We start from the raw sequence: 15,498 nt of genomic DNA on the forward strand, positions 1-15,498 counted from the left end.
CAAGGGAAGCCTATAGAAAGGAATCAATTAAAGCCAAGAGCGTGAGTAACGTATTGCTCAGGGCTAAAGCCTGGTATGGGTTTGTTTGATAACCCCGGCCACTTAGGTCGGGGTTAATATTTTTGCGTTGTTATTCTGGGGGCTATGTACAAAACCCAAGAAGGCCTTAGGTCTCACCCACACTGGCGTTACTCGGACTCCTTCGTGCCATTGGTTTTTATGATCTTCTTTTCCCACTCCCATCCCGCATCGGTTTTCGTGAAGTAGGTCTCGCGTGTTTGCTTTGTTCTCATTTCGTAGTCTAACATCACCACGAAGGGAGTCAGGTTCTCCATAGTCGTGGTGTATTCCACCAGCGCCCGGTTGCCTTCTGCGTTGATCGTGATCTTGTTGATCTCGAAAAGCTGCTCATCTGCCAGTTTCACTTTTTGTACGTTGATCGACTTGGCCGTGTCGGACGTGGGTAGAAAATAGGGTTTGGATTTTTCGGTGAAGCGCACCAAGGGTTGGCCGATGTCTGCCGAAGTATGGTCCACCTGGGCCGTTACGTAGCCGTCTTTTTCCAGGCCATTGGCCAGCACTTTCTGTACGGTGACGTCGTCGCCACAAAAAACATTGTAGTCTATTACCTTGGGATATGCATTTGCCTCCTGGAGAAGCTGCTTGACTTTATCCTGGTTCAGCGAGTTGGTACTGCATCCGGTGAGCAGCAGGGCGCCGACGAGGGAGAAAGCCGTAATGATCTTTTTCATATGTGTGATTTTGGAGTCATCCGGATCATGCTGCCCGGTGACTCCAAAATTACAATTTCATTTTCAATTGAAGCAGGCTACACGCCTAAGGTTGGTCTGGATTGGACGCACAATCCTAAAATTGTTTCAGGAAACTGACTTTCGCGATCTGCGTGACCTCCCGGACGGATGGATCGGTGGTGCTCGTCCTGCTGTTATAGATCAAGTACACGTACGAAAGGGGCTTGTATTCCCAGGACAATCTCACATTGTAGGCATTCGTATTGGTTTGTGTATTCTTTTGGAAGAGTCCCACCAACTGCAGCCTTGGATTGAGCGCTAGCCGCAGTTGGGCGGTATACAGCCGTACATGCTGGGTCGTAAACTGGTCGCCAACTTCCTGAAAGTAGTTGTCATTGTAGCGCAACCTCAGCGCGATGTTGGGGAGCGGCGAAAGATTGAGCTGAAGGTCTGTCAGGTTTAACCGCCCGTTGAAATAGCTGCCGCTTTCGTAGAGGAATATATAGGAGACTTTTCGTGAGGGATTGCTTCCCATGGAGAGGGCATAGCGGGTATAGCTGAATTGCCCCGCAGGGATATACACGCCCAAAGGTTCGAACGGTGTGGAAAGATTTTGATAGGATGGCGTTACACTAAATCCAATATATCCCCCGGTCTGCAGGGTCAACCATGCGGGTGTTATTTTCACGGACCGTTCAATCAGTTCACCACGGGTGATCGAATGATAGAACTCCGAGGCCACGCCCGGCTCGAACGAGCGGATGAATTTCCGGTAGGGCAATCTTTGCCCGCGATAATACCAAAAGAAACCCGGCGCCGTGGCGACAACGTCTTGCCTGGACACAAACCCCGCTTCGGGGTTGAAGTCCTTTGTCACAATAGATTCGCTAAGCCAAAACTTAAACTTGTTCGTCGTGTAGAAGTAGCGCCCATAAGCAGCAAGCCCACCCGGTTTCGCCGTGGTGGCCGAGTGCATGGCCATGACACTGAAGGAATGCGCTTGTCCAAACCGGAAGAAACCGTCCAACGCCGTCACACCATTGACATGCCCCGGCGATGATTTGCCCGTGACGAGCATGCCCAACCGATTTTGCTTTCCGATGTTTTCCGTATAGCGGACGGTGGTGAATTGGCTGGCGGGTAAGGTATCGTATGCGTGCTGCCGGACCAGCATGGCGCCGATACTTCTTTTCGAAGAGCGGTATACCATGCGCGCGCCCGCGTCGATCGGAATGGGATTTCCAAGCGCATCCAAACCAATGCGCCGGCTGAAGAAAGGTTGTATGGTCATGTTGCCACCCGACAGGTCATCGTTCGGTGAAATTCCGGGTCCGAAAAGAGAGGCATTCTCGAGAAAGAATTGTCGTTTCTCCGGGAAGAAAACCGAGAAGCGCGTGATGTTGTTCACCTGCAGGTCGGCGTCGGCCTGTGCAAAGTCGGTGTTGAATGTGAAGTCCGCCACCGTGTTGGGGTTGATGGCCCACTTGGCTTCGCCTCCCATTTTATAGCTCACAGTGTTCGAGCCGTCTTTGTCATGGCGTGAAAAGAGTACGTAGGGATTGACCTGCAGATTGGTGCCCGGCGCAGGCGGCTGGATTCCTTTCAGCACACCGGCATATTCCATCCGGCTGAACCCGTACGATCTTGGATATTTAGACCACACCGAGATCTCGTTGCTTTGGCGACGCAGCCGGAGAAAATTGATGCCCATTTCGCGAACGTCTTTTTTTGCATAGCGCAACGTCTTCCACGGAATAGCAAATTCGGCCACCCAACCCGAATCGCTTCGCGAGGTGCGTACTTGCCAGAGTCCATTCCAATCGCTGTCGAAATAGGTGTCGTCAAACGAGAGGTAATCCTTTTGTGCGCCGTAGGGATTTGTTACGAACGACATACCGTTCCGGTGATCACAAAATCCGTCAAAGACAATAGCGAAGGTGTCGTGCGCGCGCCAGTTGAAGTCGCGCATGAGGTCCGGGGCTTTTAGTGATTTAGTGCCCAGGGTGTCGCGGCAAAAGGCGGCGATGTAGATGTAGCGGTCATCATAGAGAAGTTTGACTTCGGTGGAGTCGTTGGCCTTGTGTTCCTGGTAGGGCTCCACTTGCGTGAACGAGGTGGCGGGTTGTGCCTTCGTCCATGAAGGTTCCAGCAATTTCCCGTCGAGCCGGATGTTGTCGGTCGTTGGCATGGCCCACACTTGGGGCTTGATGGCATCCGGTTTGAACGATTCCTGTCCGTATAGATCCAAGATCAAAAGAGAACAGAAGAGCAGGGCGATTTTGCGTTTCATGGTTTGGGTTGACGAATGATGAAGCAAAGAGCGTCATAATACGACAGGACCTCAACCCGAAACTTGCGCTGTTTTATCTTGCTTTCGGAGCGAATTATCTTTGAGCTTTCGTCATCCGTTGTGGGGGATAACTATATATTTGATGACCAAATTGAAGCGATGAACGGATGGAAAACAAGCTGATTTCCTTTTTGCAACTCTTTATAAACATTCCCGAAGGCGACCAAAAGATCATTGCCGATGCCTTTCAATTCAAGACCTTTGATGAGGGTGAATACTTATTTCAATCCGGTCATGTTTGCAAAGAGCGTTTTTTTATTTGCAGCGGCATTCTGAAGATCGTGGTCATCAACGACAATGGTGTGCGGGTGACGCACTACTTTTTAAAGCAGAACCAGTTTTGTACCATCCTGGAAAGCTTTATGAAAGAAACCATAGCCGACGAAAACATCGTGGCGGCTTGTCCCACGGAAGTGTTGAGCATTACCAAAGCGGGTCTGCTCGCCTTGTATAAGAAACTCCCTTATCTCGAAAAACTCATCGATCAGATCACCCAACAGGCCTTGCTGGACAAGATCAAGATCAGGAACACCTACCTGGGTTACGACTCTTCTACCCGTTATAAATTATTTTTGATCCAACAATCGGACATCGCGCTAAAAGTTTCCCTGAGCGATGTCGCCTCCTACCTGGGGATCACCCAGCAGTCCTTAAGCCGGATCCGCAAAAATCTTAAATAGATTTCCTTTTTTACCATTTGGTAAATATTCGGCGGCGCTGTCTTTGGACCTTTGTAAAAAAAAGGAAAGTCATGAACACAAAAGACAAAACATTTTCGCTGGAAGGAAAAAGGATCATCGTCTTGGGAGGAAGCTCGGGGATTGGATTGGCCACCGCCATGGCCGCCGGGATGGAGGGCGCCGGGGTAGTAATCGCCTCCAGCAATCAGGCCAGAATGGAAGCTGCAATAAAAAGATTACCGTCCACCGCGAAGGGTTATGTGGTCGATCTGTCGGAAGAGAGTCAGATCAGGGATTTTTTTAAATCGATCGGCAAGTTTGATCACCTGGTGTATACGGCAGGGGAGAACATCAGCATCAGCGCGATCGCAGCATCGGATGCGGCCCATGCGCGCAAGTATTTTGATATCCGGTATTGGGGTGCCTATTTGTCGGTAAAATATGCTGGTGCTTCCATACGGGAAGGCGGTTCCATCACGCTCACCAGCGGCATTGCCAGCATGCGCCCGGGAAAAGGATGGTCGTTGGGCGCCAGCATCTGCGGGGCCATGGAGGGACTGACGCGTGCCCTGGCGATGGAGTTGTCGCCCATCCGCGTCAACATCGTTTCACCGGGTGTGGTGAAGACCGACCTCTGGTCGTCGTTAAGCGCCACGGACCGCGAGCAATTATACAAGGCAACCGCAGAAGCCTTGCCCGTCAAAAAAGTAGGTGAAGCCGACGAGATCGCACAAACCTATCTGTACCTCATGAAGCAATCGTATAGCACGGGCCAGGTGGTGACCGTCGATGGCGGTGGTGTGTTGGTTTGATGCTTTAGAATACTTAAACCGCCGGGCGTCTGGTCTCGGCGGTTTAGATCTCAGATCTCACCCTGGTCTTAAAAGATTTATAGGATCCGCCATTTAAACAACCAGAGCAGTCGCTTAAAAAGAGAAACTGCCAATTCAAAAATCATGATCGCGATAGCCAGGAGGATCACGAGGAAGATCAGGCTGCCAATACCCCCTGTGCCGAACGTTATGCCATAACCGAAAATCAAAACCTGGATTTTAAAAAGCGTGGCGAACGAAATCAAAAAAATGTAGTCGTGAATATTCCGTCCCACGAAATCATTGGATCTTTTGTGCACGACTTTATACAGTATATGATTCACCGGCAGGATCATAAAAAATAAAGTCCACTTGACCGGAGTCAGGTCGCCCGCAATGCCCTGCCGGGAAACGTAATCCAAACTCATAAAAAGTGTAAGCAAGATGATCGCCAACAATATAGAGATGCCAAAATCCCTGTAACTCATCGCCCTAACAAAAGATTTCGCGCTTAAACGACTGAGTATATCCTGTTCTGCTGTCTTGATTGCCATTTGACGAAGGGAAAATGAATGACATAAAAATATCCATTTCCGCCATCCGCACAAAGATGTTAACACCCGATTTAGTCAGGACAAGAGCGAGCATTCCCAATTTTTAAATGCAAATCCCCAGTATTTCTCCTGGCTCCTGGCTCCTGGCTTCTGGCTCCTGCATTTCCCTATCTTTGCCCCATGACCATCCAATACTGCTCCGACCTCCACCTGGAGTTCCCTGTAAATAAAAAATACCTGGAAGCAAACCCCATTACCCCCAAAGGCGAGATCCTTTTGCTGGCCGGCGACATTGTTCCTTTTGCTGTGATGGAAAACGAGAGGCCGTTCTTTGATTTTGTTTCCGGCAATTTTGAACAGGTTTATTGGGTGGCCGGCAATCATGAATATTATCGTTCCGATATCCACTACCGTACCGGCGGGGTACATGAAAAGATAAGAGAAAATGTATCGCTCGTAAATAACGTATCGATCCCGTACAAAAATGTCCGGTTGATCTTTTCAACGTTATGGACGAAGATCGATCCGGTCCGGGAGTGGGTGGTCCAAAAAACGATGTCGGATTTTCATTTGATACAGAGTAACGGTAAAAAAATAGCGGTACCTGACTATAACAAGCTTCATGATGCATCGCGTGAATTTCTCTCGAACGCATTTCAAACCAAAACTGAACAACCGACCATCGTAGTATCTCACCATGTGCCGACGCTCTTTCATTACCCGGAAAAATACCGGCACAGCGAACTCAACTCAGCCTTTGCGGTAGAACTCTATGACTTGATCGAAAGTTCTCCTGTTGATTATTGGATCTACGGCCACAATCATTCTGCCGTACCCGACTTTAAGATCAACAGGACCACACTCACCACAAATCAGCTGGGCTATGTCGAGTATGGGGAACACTTTAATTTTCAAAAGGACCGGGTGATCAAAATTTCATGAGCTCTCCCTGCACGGGAAACACCAGCCGAACTCCTAGCGTATTCTGTGCATTTAACTGGGTCTTGATTTTTTCTTCGCGGTCGTCCAACGGTTTCATATGGGTGATCACCACGGGCAGGCCCGCGATGCTGTTTCCAGAGGCTTTATCAAGCGCTGCCAATTCCTTCATGAGTAAGGATGGCGTGAGATGACCAAACAATAATTTTGTGGGCTGTTCATTTGAAAAGGATACCTCTATAAAGATGGCCTTCAGTTTTTTTGCCTTCACCAATCCCCCGACCTGTTGCCATAAGCTGGCGAGCTTATTCGATTGCTCCACTTCATCGGCACCTGTGTCGCCGAGGTATAAGAGATAGTCTCCATTTTGCTCGACCAAAAATGCCGTGCTTTGTCCGGGAGCCGAGTGACTCAGTTCAAACGCTTGCACCCGCAAGGTGGTTTGTTCCAGGGCTACGGCCTGCCCTGGGATGAGGGGGGTGTAGTGATATTTGTTGAGCATCGGTTTCTCTCCCTCGTTTCCGAAGTTTGCCCAGCTTTTCCAGCTGAAATATTTTTCCTTGATCACGTCCAGGCAAAACGGCAAGCCATAAATAGGTTTTGGCGAATCGTCGGGCGAGTTGATGATGAGGCCGGCCACGTGGTCGAGGTGGGGATGAGAGATGAGGTATCCTTTGATGTTTTCTTTGAGAAGCGTGGTGACATTGCCTTTCAACGTTCCCGAGGCAATGGCTTTTTCAAGACCGGCATGCACGGTACCTGCGTCCAGGCAGACATAAGCATTGGTGCCCGATGCTCCTACGAGGTATGCCGACAGGTTGCTTTCGTCACTACCACCCTTCACGCCAAGCGGCACGACCTGGAAGGCGTTCTGCCCCAGGGCAAACACATAACAAAAACAAAAAGCGATGCCGAGAATATAGGTTTTCAAAATCATGCAACAAGATACAGGGCGGCAGGTCGAAAGTGATTATGGAATTGTTAAAATAAATTTCTCACCTGGCATAACGGCAGGGGCATAGGGCTTGCTTTGTTTGCGCATTTCGTGTTTATTCACTCCTCAAACCTCCCTATGAAATACATCCTAAGCCCGATAGCCGTCAGCCTGTGTATGTTCGCAGCGACGGGCTGCACCACCAAAGCAACAACCCAGGAATCCACGGTCGACAGCGTTGGCGCTGTTGCGGAAGCAGTAGCGGTAGAACCCGAAGAAGTTCCGCGCGTAGAGATCAGGTATGGAGGCGCCGCCAGGGATGGCGTGTTGGCATCCCTCGAGACCATTCCCATGCTGTCGGAGGTGGAGGCCTTATTCGAGTCGGCCATAAAGATCAAAGACAGCCTTTATTATGCCGTCGGGGTGAATGGTATCAATAAAGATCCAAACGACAGCCTGCTCATCAAGACAGCCGAAGCAAAGGCCCACGAAGCTATACTTGCCTATCAGCAATCCCTGGCCAACGGGTTGCCCGCGCTGGACGCCTGTCCGGATCTGTTTCAGCTTACCCGCGTGCCCGAGGCGGATGACTCATCGCTGCTCAGACTTCCCAGTGTCAAGGCCTCGCAGACCTTCGAGCACAATGGTTTTTTCTTTCTTGGCGGCGCACCGTTTGTTTCAAAAAGCCCCTCGCCCGAAGGGGGCGCATTTGCCGATCCCCAAGGAAATCCGGAGACCCGTTTTGTTGCCGGCATCACGGAGAACACGAGTTATCTACTAAAGTCGATGTTCTATTTTAAGCGCACCAGCGCTCACGTTACGTTTGGCCCGCCACTAAACTCCTATGACGGACCAGCGCATGAGGTGAAAGGGATTGGGTCGCTCATCCACGAATTTGATAGCCGGATCCCCGCATTCTTTTTGACCGAGAGGGGTATCGTACCCGCATATCTTGTTTCTGTGGAGACGAAACTTTACGAGGTATACGGTTGCATCTCCAGTCTGCCCCAAGGTGAGTTTGCCTGCTCCACCGATCTTTCGGAGACGGAGATATTAGGCATATACATATCCTACAAAAATACACCGTTTGCCTCTTGTACGGTGACTCGCCAAGCGGGCGTATGGACTGCGGATCTCAATGGCGACGCCATCCCGGACCTCGCTTATGTAGCCGGAGTCTTCTCGGGCGCGAGCAGCGATGTGATGGCGGAAGCGCTGTGGTTTGTCAACGACAAGGGCCAATGGAAAATTCTCGATTGGGGCCGTGAAGTGGATTGTACATGAAAGCTCACCGATCTACGGGCAAAGCGGTGGGACTGCTCTGTGCTTTTTTTGTCCTGGTACTTTTCGTTGCGCTTGCCTTTTATCGTTACTACCCGGTATTGGTCATCGCCGGAGAATCTTCTGTTGGTGCATGGATGTCGGGCGTGTTGTTGGTGGTTTCAGCAACGGTGGCCTTGATCATCGGCGTACGCCGGGATGGGTTCGTTTGGTTTCTGATAGCCGCTTTCTTTTTTGTGCTCGCCCTCGATGAGCGTTTCATGTTTCATGAGCGCATGAAAGAGTATATCATTTTCCATTTTACACACAACTTCGTTCGGTCGCGCTTCGTCAACGAACTCCCGGTGATCACGGCGGCAGGTGTTGGCGTGTTTGTCAGTTTTATGCTTTGGCGTCACTTGCACGGCAAAAACCGGATCTTGCTGCTTTGTGCAGCAGTCTTAGGAACAGCCTCGGTTGCCTTTGATGTTCTTGCCGCGGGCGTTCTTTGGGAAGAATGCTTTAAGCTTTTGGCGGAACTGATAGTAGCCTGTGCGTTGCTAAGGGAAGTGGAAGCGTAGCGTCAGGATCTATTTGATGCGCTCCGAAACATTATACCAGTTCCATTCCCAGGTCTTCCCTTTGTCGGCACTGAATGCCTGGCTCCAAACCGGATTGTCCTTATCGCGCACGTCCCAGCGAAAGACCACAATGACGTCTCGCCCTTTGAAGGTGTCCTTGCAAAAGAAATGGCCGACGTTGTTTTCGAACGAACCCACCACGGGCGGATCCAGCGCGCTGACGTTGCTGGCTACCCAGTACAAGCTCCACAATTTTGTCTTCGTATCGAAGAGTCGCACGGTCACGCCTTCAAAGGGCTTGCCGCTGCCGCGTGTTCCGTCGGGGCCGGGCATCTCGGTGGTGTAATAGGTGTCGGTATCGCCAACGTCGCCAAGTATTCTGAAATTTTCATCCGTTGATTCAAACTCGGTCCAGTCCTGGCAGTTCTCCAGCCGTTTGTTTAGTCTCCGGTGATACATTCTCCACCGGCCCACCAGGAAATCAAAATCGCGCGGCGAGGAGGATGCCGAGGCGGTAATTTTTAATTCGCCATGGGCATCAAACGTCACCGCCGGTATGGCAAGGGCCGGGTCGGCTTTCAAGAGCTTGCGCCGGGCTGGTCCCACATCGCCGGCGAGGCGCTCTTCAGACATGTGCCAGTTCCATTCCCAGGTCTTGCCGTTGTCGGCCGAGAAGGCCTGGCTCCAAACAGCCTTGTCAGGATTGGTGATGTCCCATTGAGCTTTGACAAGAACGGGTTTGCCGTTATATACATCCTTCGAATAGAACGTTCCGATCTTGCCGTCGAACGACCCCACCACGGGAACGTCCATGACGCCTGAACGACTATCCGCCCAATAGATCTTCCACAGTTTTGTTTTTGCATCGAACAACGTGAGCGACATGCCTTCGAAAGGTTTTCCGTCGACGGTGGTCTTGTATTGATTCATGAAGGCGGTGCCGTTCAGGATGCTGTGAACCTCATCGGTGGCTTCGAAGGTGGTCCAGTCGTTGCTGTTGCTTAACCGCGTGGTCAGTTTTTTATTTTGAACTTTCCATTTGCCGGCATACCAGTTGAAGTCGTCGGCGGATGATGATGCCGACGACGTGATCTCCAATTCGCCGGAGGGTGTGATCTTTAAATGATTGTCGACAGAGACGGCGGTTTGGCAATGGGCTTGCAACGGCAGCCCTGCGAGGCCGGAGGCTAGGGCGACACTAAAGAACATTTTGCGGAGTGCTTTTTTCATGTTGGGAGAGTTTAGGTTAACCGATGTAATTCCAAATTACATATCCCGCGTGTTGAAATCTCACTTTTAACAATTCATTATGAACTTTTTAACAATTTGTTTGAAGTTGCTTTGCCCGCAAAGCTCAGCATGTCCCAGCTTGGGGGATGTCTTGATAAATTGCTTTGGAAGACATGCGAATAACAAGGGTTTTTAGAATTCGATAATATTATATACATTTATCAATAATATAATCGTTTAGAGTGGTATGAAAGGAACTTACCTGGGTGAATTTGAGGAAATCGTTTTGTTGGCCGTCGGCATTCTGCGCGACGGCGCTTATGGTGTGAGCATCCGCCAGGAGATAGAGGACCAGACCGGCCGGAACGTCAACATCGGCGCCGTGCACACGGCCTTGCACCGGTTGGAGGACAAGGGCTATCTCTCATCCCAGTTCGGCGAGGCCGAGGAAGTGCGGGGTGGCAAGCGCAAGCGACTGTTCACGTTGACGGCGGCCGGCATCAAAGCGCTTCGCGAGGCCCAGGCCATCCGCAAGCAAATGTGGTCGCAGCTCCCTAAGATATTATTGCAACAGAATTAAAATAGCATGGCGATGAAACATACCCCACCGGCCCTGGCCAAGCGACTTCTCCAATGGTTTTGTCACGCCGAATTCATCGAGGAGATCGAGGGCGACCTCTACGAATTGTTTCAACAACGCATTGAAAAGGAGGGACTCTTCAAAGCCCGCCTGCATTATTATCGCGATGTGTTGGACGCCACCAACCTGTATCGCTCGCAACCGCGCAAGAAGAGCCAGAACCAAACGCTACCGCTGCGCGATCGATGGAAACATTTTTTCACCATTGCCATCCGGAACATGACCCGGTCGCGATCGTCGACCGCCATAAACCTTTGTGGATTGGCCGTGAGCCTGGCCAGCTTCCTCTTCATCGCGCTGTACATCGTGGACGAAACGACATACGACACCTTTCATCCGGACGCGGCAAATACCTATCGCATCAGCTATTCGTTCAAGAGCTTTGATGGAAGGGAGGGAAAGGATTCGCGTGCCGCCGGCCTGTGGAGCGTGACGCTAAAAGAGATGATGCCCGAAGTGAAGCACGTAACCCGGTTTTCGCGTTTCGGCTGGCCGGGCAATGTGTGGACCGGCAGCCCCGACAATGTGTTTGTGGAGCAGGGATTCTTTTGGGTCGATTCCACCTTCACCGATATTTTTTCGCTCCCACTGGCAAGCATCGGCAATGCCAGAGAAGTTTTGAGAAATCCACAAGAGGTCATCCTCAGCGAGACAACCGCCCGTCGTTATTTTGGCGACAAGGACCCGATAGGACAATCCATTACCTATGTACGCGACGGCATGAGCTTTGCCTTCACGGTCGGTGCCGTGATGAAAGACTTTCCCTCCAACGCGCACTTCAAACCCGATTTCATCGCGAACTGCGTTGCCTTAAACCCGCTTTGGAAGCGCAACGACGAAGACCGTATCAATTCCTGGATGGATTCTTTTTCTTACTCGTTTATAAATGTCGAGCCGGGCACCGACCTGGAGAAAGTATCGAAAACCCTTCAGCAGATCTTCGACCAGAACCTCGGCGAATTTGCGAAAACCACGCACCCGATTTTGATCCCGCTGCACGACGTGCATTTCACTACCGGCTTCCTGTTTGAATTGGATGCGCCCGGCGACAAAACGCACTTGTATATTTTTGGTTCGATCGGTTTGCTCATCCTGGCGATGGCCTGCATCAACTATATGAACCTGGCCACGGCCCGGAGCATCCGCCGGTCAAAAGAAGTGGGCTTGCGCAAAACATTGGGGGTGAGCAAGGCCATGCTGATAACGCAGTTCCTGGGCGAATCCTTTTTAATGACGGGCATCGCCATGGTACTGGCCATGATTTTGTTTGCCGTATTTCTGTCGACATTCAATATGCTGACGCTGAAAAATTTTGACCTGCTGGTCGTGGGGCAGAACAAGACGCTTTATCTTTTACTGGTGTTGTTTGTTACCGTAGGTATTCTCGCCGGTAGTTATCCGGCTTTTTACCTGTCGGGTTTCCGGCCGGTGGAGGTGTTGAAGGGTACGCTCGTCACTGGCCGTGGCCCGGAGAATTTCAGAAAGGGTTTGGTGATCCTGCAGATCTGCATCACGCTGGTCCTGCTCACCAGCACCTACGTCATCCAAAGCCAGCTTTCTTTTATTGATCACACCCGCCTGAGCGAACACAAAGACGAAGTGGTGACCGTGCGTCTGGGCCAGAACGCGCCAGACAAGATGGCGGCTTATAAACAAATCGCCAAACAAGATCCCCATGTAAAAGAGGTCTCGACCGGCCCGCATTTGCCGCGCCGGGAAACGTTTGGCAACCTGCAACACTCCATGAAGTTCAGTGCACTGAGTCAAACCATTTATTCCTGGGATCAACTCGATGGCGACTTTGACTTCAGTAACTTATTTGGTTTGGAGTTGGTGGCTGGCAGAAGTCTGTCGGCCGACAACCCCGCCGATAGCTCGGCGATCTTGCTCAATGAAAAAGCCGTAAAAGAACTGGGCACAACACCCGAAAAAGCTTTGGGATTGGAAGCGGAGGTAGTGACCTTCTTTGAGAAGCAAGGACAAATGGAGCGCCTCGTAACGCGACACAAAGTGATCGGTGTGGTGAAGGATTTCAACTTTGCCTCCGTGCGGCTGCCCATCGCCCCCGTTGTCATCAGCGCAAAATCCACCGTATCGGAAATGATGTATGTGAAGCTGGATGGTGGCAACATTCCCGAAGTGATCCAACACCTTGTCAAGGCCTGGAAACAAGTTTACCCGGCGACACCATTTCAATATTGGTTTATGGACGAAGAGTTCGGACGCCTCTATCAAACGGAGCGTCAAATGGGACAGATCTTTACCTACCTTGCCGCCGTGGCCATCCTCATTGCCTGCCTGGGTCTCTTCGGCCTGGCCTCTTTCACCGCCGAACAAAAAGTAAAAGAGATCGGCATCCGCAAGGTCATGGGCGCCTCTACCGCACAAATCCTTTTGCTGCTCACGTCGCGCTACATAAAACTTGCAGCCATTTCATTTCTCATCGGCATCCCCATAGCCTTCATCTCCATCCACTTCTGGATGGAAACCTTTGTCTACAAAGCAACCCTGGGCCTGGGCTTTTACATCGTGATCTGCATTCTCATCCTGGCCATCGTCCTCGCCACCGTCGGCCTCGAATCACTCCGCGCCGCCCGCGCCAACCCATCCGACTCCATGCGCCACGAATAAGACCTAGCCCCATTTATTTTGGTCTTCCCATTTATATAAGTTCCGCCGCCGTTGTTGGTGTCCCACCAACAACCTCTTTCGGTGTTCGTGAGGCACTAATAACAGTCCCCGCCGCTGTTGGTGTTCTTCACCAACAACAATCGCGGCGCGTCACATCCCCGCTGCCCTCACTTCGTTCGATACCTCGCAATAACAACCCCCGACTTCAAAGTCTTCGCCCCGATTAACTCCAGCTTATACCGCCAATGCTGATCCCTGAAAATTGATTTCCCCCCACCAAGAATCGTCGGATTGATCCTCAACCGATACTCATCCACCAACCCGGTGTCCATAATCGCAGCAGCAAATTTCGCCCCGCCAACCACTTGAATATCTTTTCCCGGCGTGGCCTTGATCTTTGCAATCTCATCGGGCAAAGGGCCTCCCACAACTTGCGTGTTCGCCCACCCGGCATCCTTCATCGTACGGGAGAACACAATATGTTTTGTCTTATCCGCCAGTTTCGCATACGCCAACTGGTTGGCTGATGATTGTGGATTGGTCAGCGCCTGTTTCCAAAAAGCCCTGTAATCAGGGAACATACCACCTCCCAGCAGGAAAAGGTCCACGGTTTGCAGCATCTCGAAAAGATCTTGCCACTGGTCGTTGTCGTCTTTCAACAGCCAGCTCATGTCGCCGCCCGGGCCCTCAACAAAACCATCGAGCGATATTTGCATGGATAAGATTAGCTTTCTCATAGTTGTATATGTTTACAACACGAAGGTATCGCCAACCCTTTTGTTCGAAGTGTTGTGAATGCGACATTTAATAAGGTGGATTACGACACGGCTTCGAGCAGATGTTATTTTGTTCTGAACGAATGTGTAAAATCTATGATGGATTACTCAAGACGTGAATGCGGTAAGAAGGGTAATCAGAAGTCCCAGAGAAATTCGAAAAATGATGGCGATCCAAATGACCTGTATGACTCCCTTGGTCCAATGTCGTTGTATCTGTATGAAATCATCAATCGTATTGGTGGTATTTTTCGCATAAGCCAATTGATTTCCCTTAAAGCCGAGGTAAAACAAAGCAACGATGTTAACCGGAGGGATGAATAAAACAACGGTCCACAGGTCCAATTTGTTCGCGCAGGTCCAAACAGGGGCGAGAAGAAATGCACCCCAATTCCACCTTTTAAGTTTTGATGGGTCACTTGCCGGCGCGTTGCCTTGCGTCATCGCGGGGGGCTCCGGTAATCTGACGGCCATGTTTCTCTCCGTTGCTTCCTGCGCAGCCAAGGTTATGAGTGCTTCGTTGGCATCACGTCGCAATTGCAAAAGCGCAAGAAGCCGCTCGTTGGTCAAGCTGCTTATTTTTCTTTGAAAGAATTCCTGGTCAAACTTTTTCGAAGACATACTTAATGGGATAGCCGCAAAATGGTGTCCTGGCAAGGCGTTTGAGAAATTGTATCCATCACAATTTAGTAAAACGGCTTTCTACCGGAACGCCTTTCACTAACGTCTGATATACCACACAATACCGCTCGGTCAATTTCGCCAGCGTTTGAATTTGTTCGGCCGTGGCTTCTGTGTCCAGGTGGAACATCAGCCTGATCGCTTTAAAACCCACTGAAGCTTCTTTTGATACACCTAACGTTCCGCGAAAATCAAGATCGCCCTCTGCCCGTACGGTCCCGCCCTGGATCGCTATATCGACAGCCGTTGAAACCGCCCGCAACGTTACACCGGCACAAGCCACCAACGCCTCCAATAACATATCGCCCGAGCACGCCAGCATGCCATCGCCACCCGTGGCCGGATGAAGTCCCGCTTCAACGATGGCTTTCCCGGTTTCCACTTTGCAAGAGATGCCTTGGCCAATTTTTCCCTCGGCGCGTAGCGTGATCGTGGCAGATTCGGGTTGGTCGCGGTATTTATCCTTTAATGGCGACTGAAGGTTGCGGAGTTCTTCGGAGTTCATTTTCGTGTGAGGTTAGCAGGTCTTCCAAAAGTAACTCAAATTGATGTAGGATGGACGGATTCAGGTTTAGGCGGCAACTCTTTTATACAATCCTGGAAATGGCCTCGAATGGGCTGCTGATACTTAACTTATGAGACCTGTCTTCTGTCGATCGCGCACGCATTGCCGTTCAG

The 15,498-nt window shown here is 50.8% G+C and carries 15 protein-coding genes; 7 read left to right on the top strand and 8 right to left on the bottom strand.

Features of this window, described 5'->3' with window-relative positions:
* Positions 1 to 188: 188 nt before the first annotated feature.
* Together D4L85_RS13855 and D4L85_RS13860 are read right to left on the bottom strand one after the other, a co-directional pair.
* On the bottom strand, positions 189 to 752 hold the full coding sequence (locus D4L85_RS13855; protein WP_119754855.1) for a hypothetical protein: 564 nt from the start codon (positions 750 to 752) through the stop codon (positions 189 to 191).
* Between the two features lie 115 nt (positions 753 to 867).
* Positions 868 to 3,042, bottom strand: a complete 2,175-nt coding sequence (locus D4L85_RS13860) for a carbohydrate binding family 9 domain-containing protein (RefSeq protein WP_119754856.1) — start codon at positions 3,040 to 3,042, stop codon at positions 868 to 870.
* A 167-nt stretch (positions 3,043 to 3,209) separates the two neighbouring features.
* Between D4L85_RS13860 and D4L85_RS13865 the strand changes: the two genes are divergently transcribed.
* Together D4L85_RS13865 and D4L85_RS13870 are read left to right on the top strand one after the other, a co-directional pair.
* A complete protein-coding gene (locus D4L85_RS13865) occupies positions 3,210 to 3,782 on the top strand; it encodes a Crp/Fnr family transcriptional regulator (protein WP_119754857.1) in 573 nt (190 codons plus the stop codon).
* A gap of 71 nt (positions 3,783 to 3,853) precedes the next feature.
* Positions 3,854 to 4,594, top strand: coding sequence for an SDR family oxidoreductase (locus tag D4L85_RS13870; RefSeq protein WP_119754858.1), 741 nt, complete (start codon positions 3,854 to 3,856; stop codon positions 4,592 to 4,594).
* A gap of 77 nt (positions 4,595 to 4,671) precedes the next feature.
* On the opposite strand, the gene D4L85_RS13875 is transcribed toward D4L85_RS13870, so the two are convergent.
* Positions 4,672 to 5,148, bottom strand: coding sequence for a hypothetical protein (locus tag D4L85_RS13875; RefSeq protein ID WP_119754859.1), 477 nt, complete (start codon positions 5,146 to 5,148; stop codon positions 4,672 to 4,674).
* A 180-nt stretch (positions 5,149 to 5,328) separates the two neighbouring features.
* On the opposite strand from D4L85_RS13875, the gene D4L85_RS13880 reads away from it, so the two are divergent.
* Positions 5,329 to 6,090 carry a metallophosphoesterase gene (locus tag D4L85_RS13880; protein WP_119754860.1) on the top strand — a complete coding sequence of 254 codons (762 nt, stop codon included), beginning with the start codon at positions 5,329 to 5,331 and terminating at the stop codon, positions 6,088 to 6,090.
* Here the strand turns inward: D4L85_RS13880 and D4L85_RS13885 are convergent.
* The gene (locus tag D4L85_RS13885; RefSeq protein WP_119754861.1) at positions 6,077 to 7,024 is read right to left on the bottom strand and encodes an MBL fold metallo-hydrolase; all 948 of its coding nucleotides are present in this window, start codon (positions 7,022 to 7,024) and stop codon (positions 6,077 to 6,079) included. The genes D4L85_RS13880 and D4L85_RS13885 overlap by 14 nt on opposite strands.
* Before the next feature lie 135 nt (positions 7,025 to 7,159).
* On the opposite strand from D4L85_RS13885, the gene D4L85_RS13890 reads away from it, so the two are divergent.
* Both D4L85_RS13890 and D4L85_RS13895 read left to right on the top strand, forming a co-directional pair.
* The gene (locus tag D4L85_RS13890) at positions 7,160 to 8,305 is read left to right on the top strand and encodes a hypothetical protein (RefSeq protein ID WP_119754862.1); all 1,146 of its coding nucleotides are present in this window, start codon (positions 7,160 to 7,162) and stop codon (positions 8,303 to 8,305) included.
* Positions 8,302 to 8,862 (top strand): hypothetical protein, encoded by a 561-nt coding sequence (locus D4L85_RS13895; protein ID WP_119754863.1) that lies wholly within the window; start codon positions 8,302 to 8,304, stop codon positions 8,860 to 8,862. The genes D4L85_RS13890 and D4L85_RS13895 overlap by 4 nt, the downstream gene beginning before the upstream one ends.
* A 9-nt stretch (positions 8,863 to 8,871) precedes the next feature.
* Here the strand turns inward: D4L85_RS13895 and D4L85_RS34775 are convergent, their stop codons facing one another.
* Positions 8,872 to 10,092: a hypothetical protein gene (locus D4L85_RS34775; RefSeq protein ID WP_228450888.1), complete on the bottom strand. Its 1,221-nt coding sequence runs from the start codon at positions 10,090 to 10,092 to the stop codon at positions 8,872 to 8,874.
* Positions 10,093 to 10,339: 247 nt separating this feature from the next.
* On the opposite strand from D4L85_RS34775, the gene D4L85_RS13910 reads away from it, so the two are divergent.
* Positions 10,340 to 10,672 (top strand): PadR family transcriptional regulator, encoded by a 333-nt coding sequence (locus D4L85_RS13910; RefSeq protein WP_119754864.1) that lies wholly within the window; start codon positions 10,340 to 10,342, stop codon positions 10,670 to 10,672.
* A 12-nt stretch (positions 10,673 to 10,684) separates the two neighbouring features.
* Entirely contained in the window at positions 10,685 to 13,363 is a 2,679-nt protein-coding gene (locus D4L85_RS13915) for an ABC transporter permease (RefSeq protein WP_160143715.1), read from the top strand.
* A gap of 167 nt (positions 13,364 to 13,530) precedes the next feature.
* Here the strand turns inward: D4L85_RS13915 and D4L85_RS13920 are convergent, their stop codons facing one another.
* From D4L85_RS13920 to D4L85_RS13930, 3 genes are all read right to left on the bottom strand, one after another.
* A complete protein-coding gene (locus D4L85_RS13920) occupies positions 13,531 to 14,100 on the bottom strand; it encodes a dihydrofolate reductase family protein (RefSeq protein ID WP_119754866.1) in 570 nt (189 codons plus the stop codon).
* Between the two features lie 147 nt (positions 14,101 to 14,247).
* Complete coding sequence (locus tag D4L85_RS13925) at positions 14,248 to 14,760, bottom strand: hypothetical protein (protein WP_119754867.1); 513 nt, start codon at positions 14,758 to 14,760, stop codon at positions 14,248 to 14,250.
* 58 nt (positions 14,761 to 14,818) lie between these two features.
* Positions 14,819 to 15,325 (bottom strand): OsmC family protein, encoded by a 507-nt coding sequence (locus D4L85_RS13930; protein WP_119754868.1) that lies wholly within the window; start codon positions 15,323 to 15,325, stop codon positions 14,819 to 14,821.
* Positions 15,326 to 15,498: the final 173 nt, after the last annotated feature.

The organism is Chryseolinea soli (assembly GCF_003589925.1).
Taxonomy (GTDB): domain Bacteria; phylum Bacteroidota; class Bacteroidia; order Cytophagales; family Cyclobacteriaceae; genus Chryseolinea; species Chryseolinea soli.

Bases quoted from the DNA above. Each gene is read 5' to 3' on its own strand.
- D4L85_RS13855 (WP_119754855.1), bottom strand. From the start codon at position 752: ATGAAAAAGATCATTACGGCTTTCTCCCTCGTCGGCGCCCTGCTGCTC.
- D4L85_RS13910 (WP_119754864.1), top strand. From the start codon at position 10,340: ATGAAAGGAACTTACCTGGGTGAATTTGAGGAAATCGTTTTGTTGGCC.
- D4L85_RS13915 (WP_160143715.1), top strand. From the start codon at position 10,685: ATGAAACATACCCCACCGGCCCTGGCCAAGCGACTTCTCCAATGGTTT.
- D4L85_RS13895 (WP_119754863.1), top strand. From the start codon at position 8,302: ATGAAAGCTCACCGATCTACGGGCAAAGCGGTGGGACTGCTCTGTGCT.
- D4L85_RS34775 (WP_228450888.1), bottom strand. From the start codon at position 10,092: ATGAAAAAAGCACTCCGCAAAATGTTCTTTAGTGTCGCCCTAGCCTCC.
- D4L85_RS13890 (WP_119754862.1), top strand. From the start codon at position 7,160: ATGAAATACATCCTAAGCCCGATAGCCGTCAGCCTGTGTATGTTCGCA.
- D4L85_RS13865 (WP_119754857.1), top strand. From the start codon at position 3,210: ATGGAAAACAAGCTGATTTCCTTTTTGCAACTCTTTATAAACATTCCC.
- D4L85_RS13870 (WP_119754858.1), top strand. From the start codon at position 3,854: ATGAACACAAAAGACAAAACATTTTCGCTGGAAGGAAAAAGGATCATC.
- D4L85_RS13885 (WP_119754861.1), bottom strand. From the start codon at position 7,024: ATGATTTTGAAAACCTATATTCTCGGCATCGCTTTTTGTTTTTGTTAT.
- D4L85_RS13925 (WP_119754867.1), bottom strand. From the start codon at position 14,760: ATGTCTTCGAAAAAGTTTGACCAGGAATTCTTTCAAAGAAAAATAAGC.
- D4L85_RS13880 (WP_119754860.1), top strand. From the start codon at position 5,329: ATGACCATCCAATACTGCTCCGACCTCCACCTGGAGTTCCCTGTAAAT.
- D4L85_RS13930 (WP_119754868.1), bottom strand. From the start codon at position 15,325: ATGAACTCCGAAGAACTCCGCAACCTTCAGTCGCCATTAAAGGATAAA.
- D4L85_RS13920 (WP_119754866.1), bottom strand. From the start codon at position 14,100: ATGAGAAAGCTAATCTTATCCATGCAAATATCGCTCGATGGTTTTGTT.
- D4L85_RS13860 (WP_119754856.1), bottom strand. From the start codon at position 3,042: ATGAAACGCAAAATCGCCCTGCTCTTCTGTTCTCTTTTGATCTTGGAT.
- D4L85_RS13875 (WP_119754859.1), bottom strand. From the start codon at position 5,148: ATGGCAATCAAGACAGCAGAACAGGATATACTCAGTCGTTTAAGCGCG.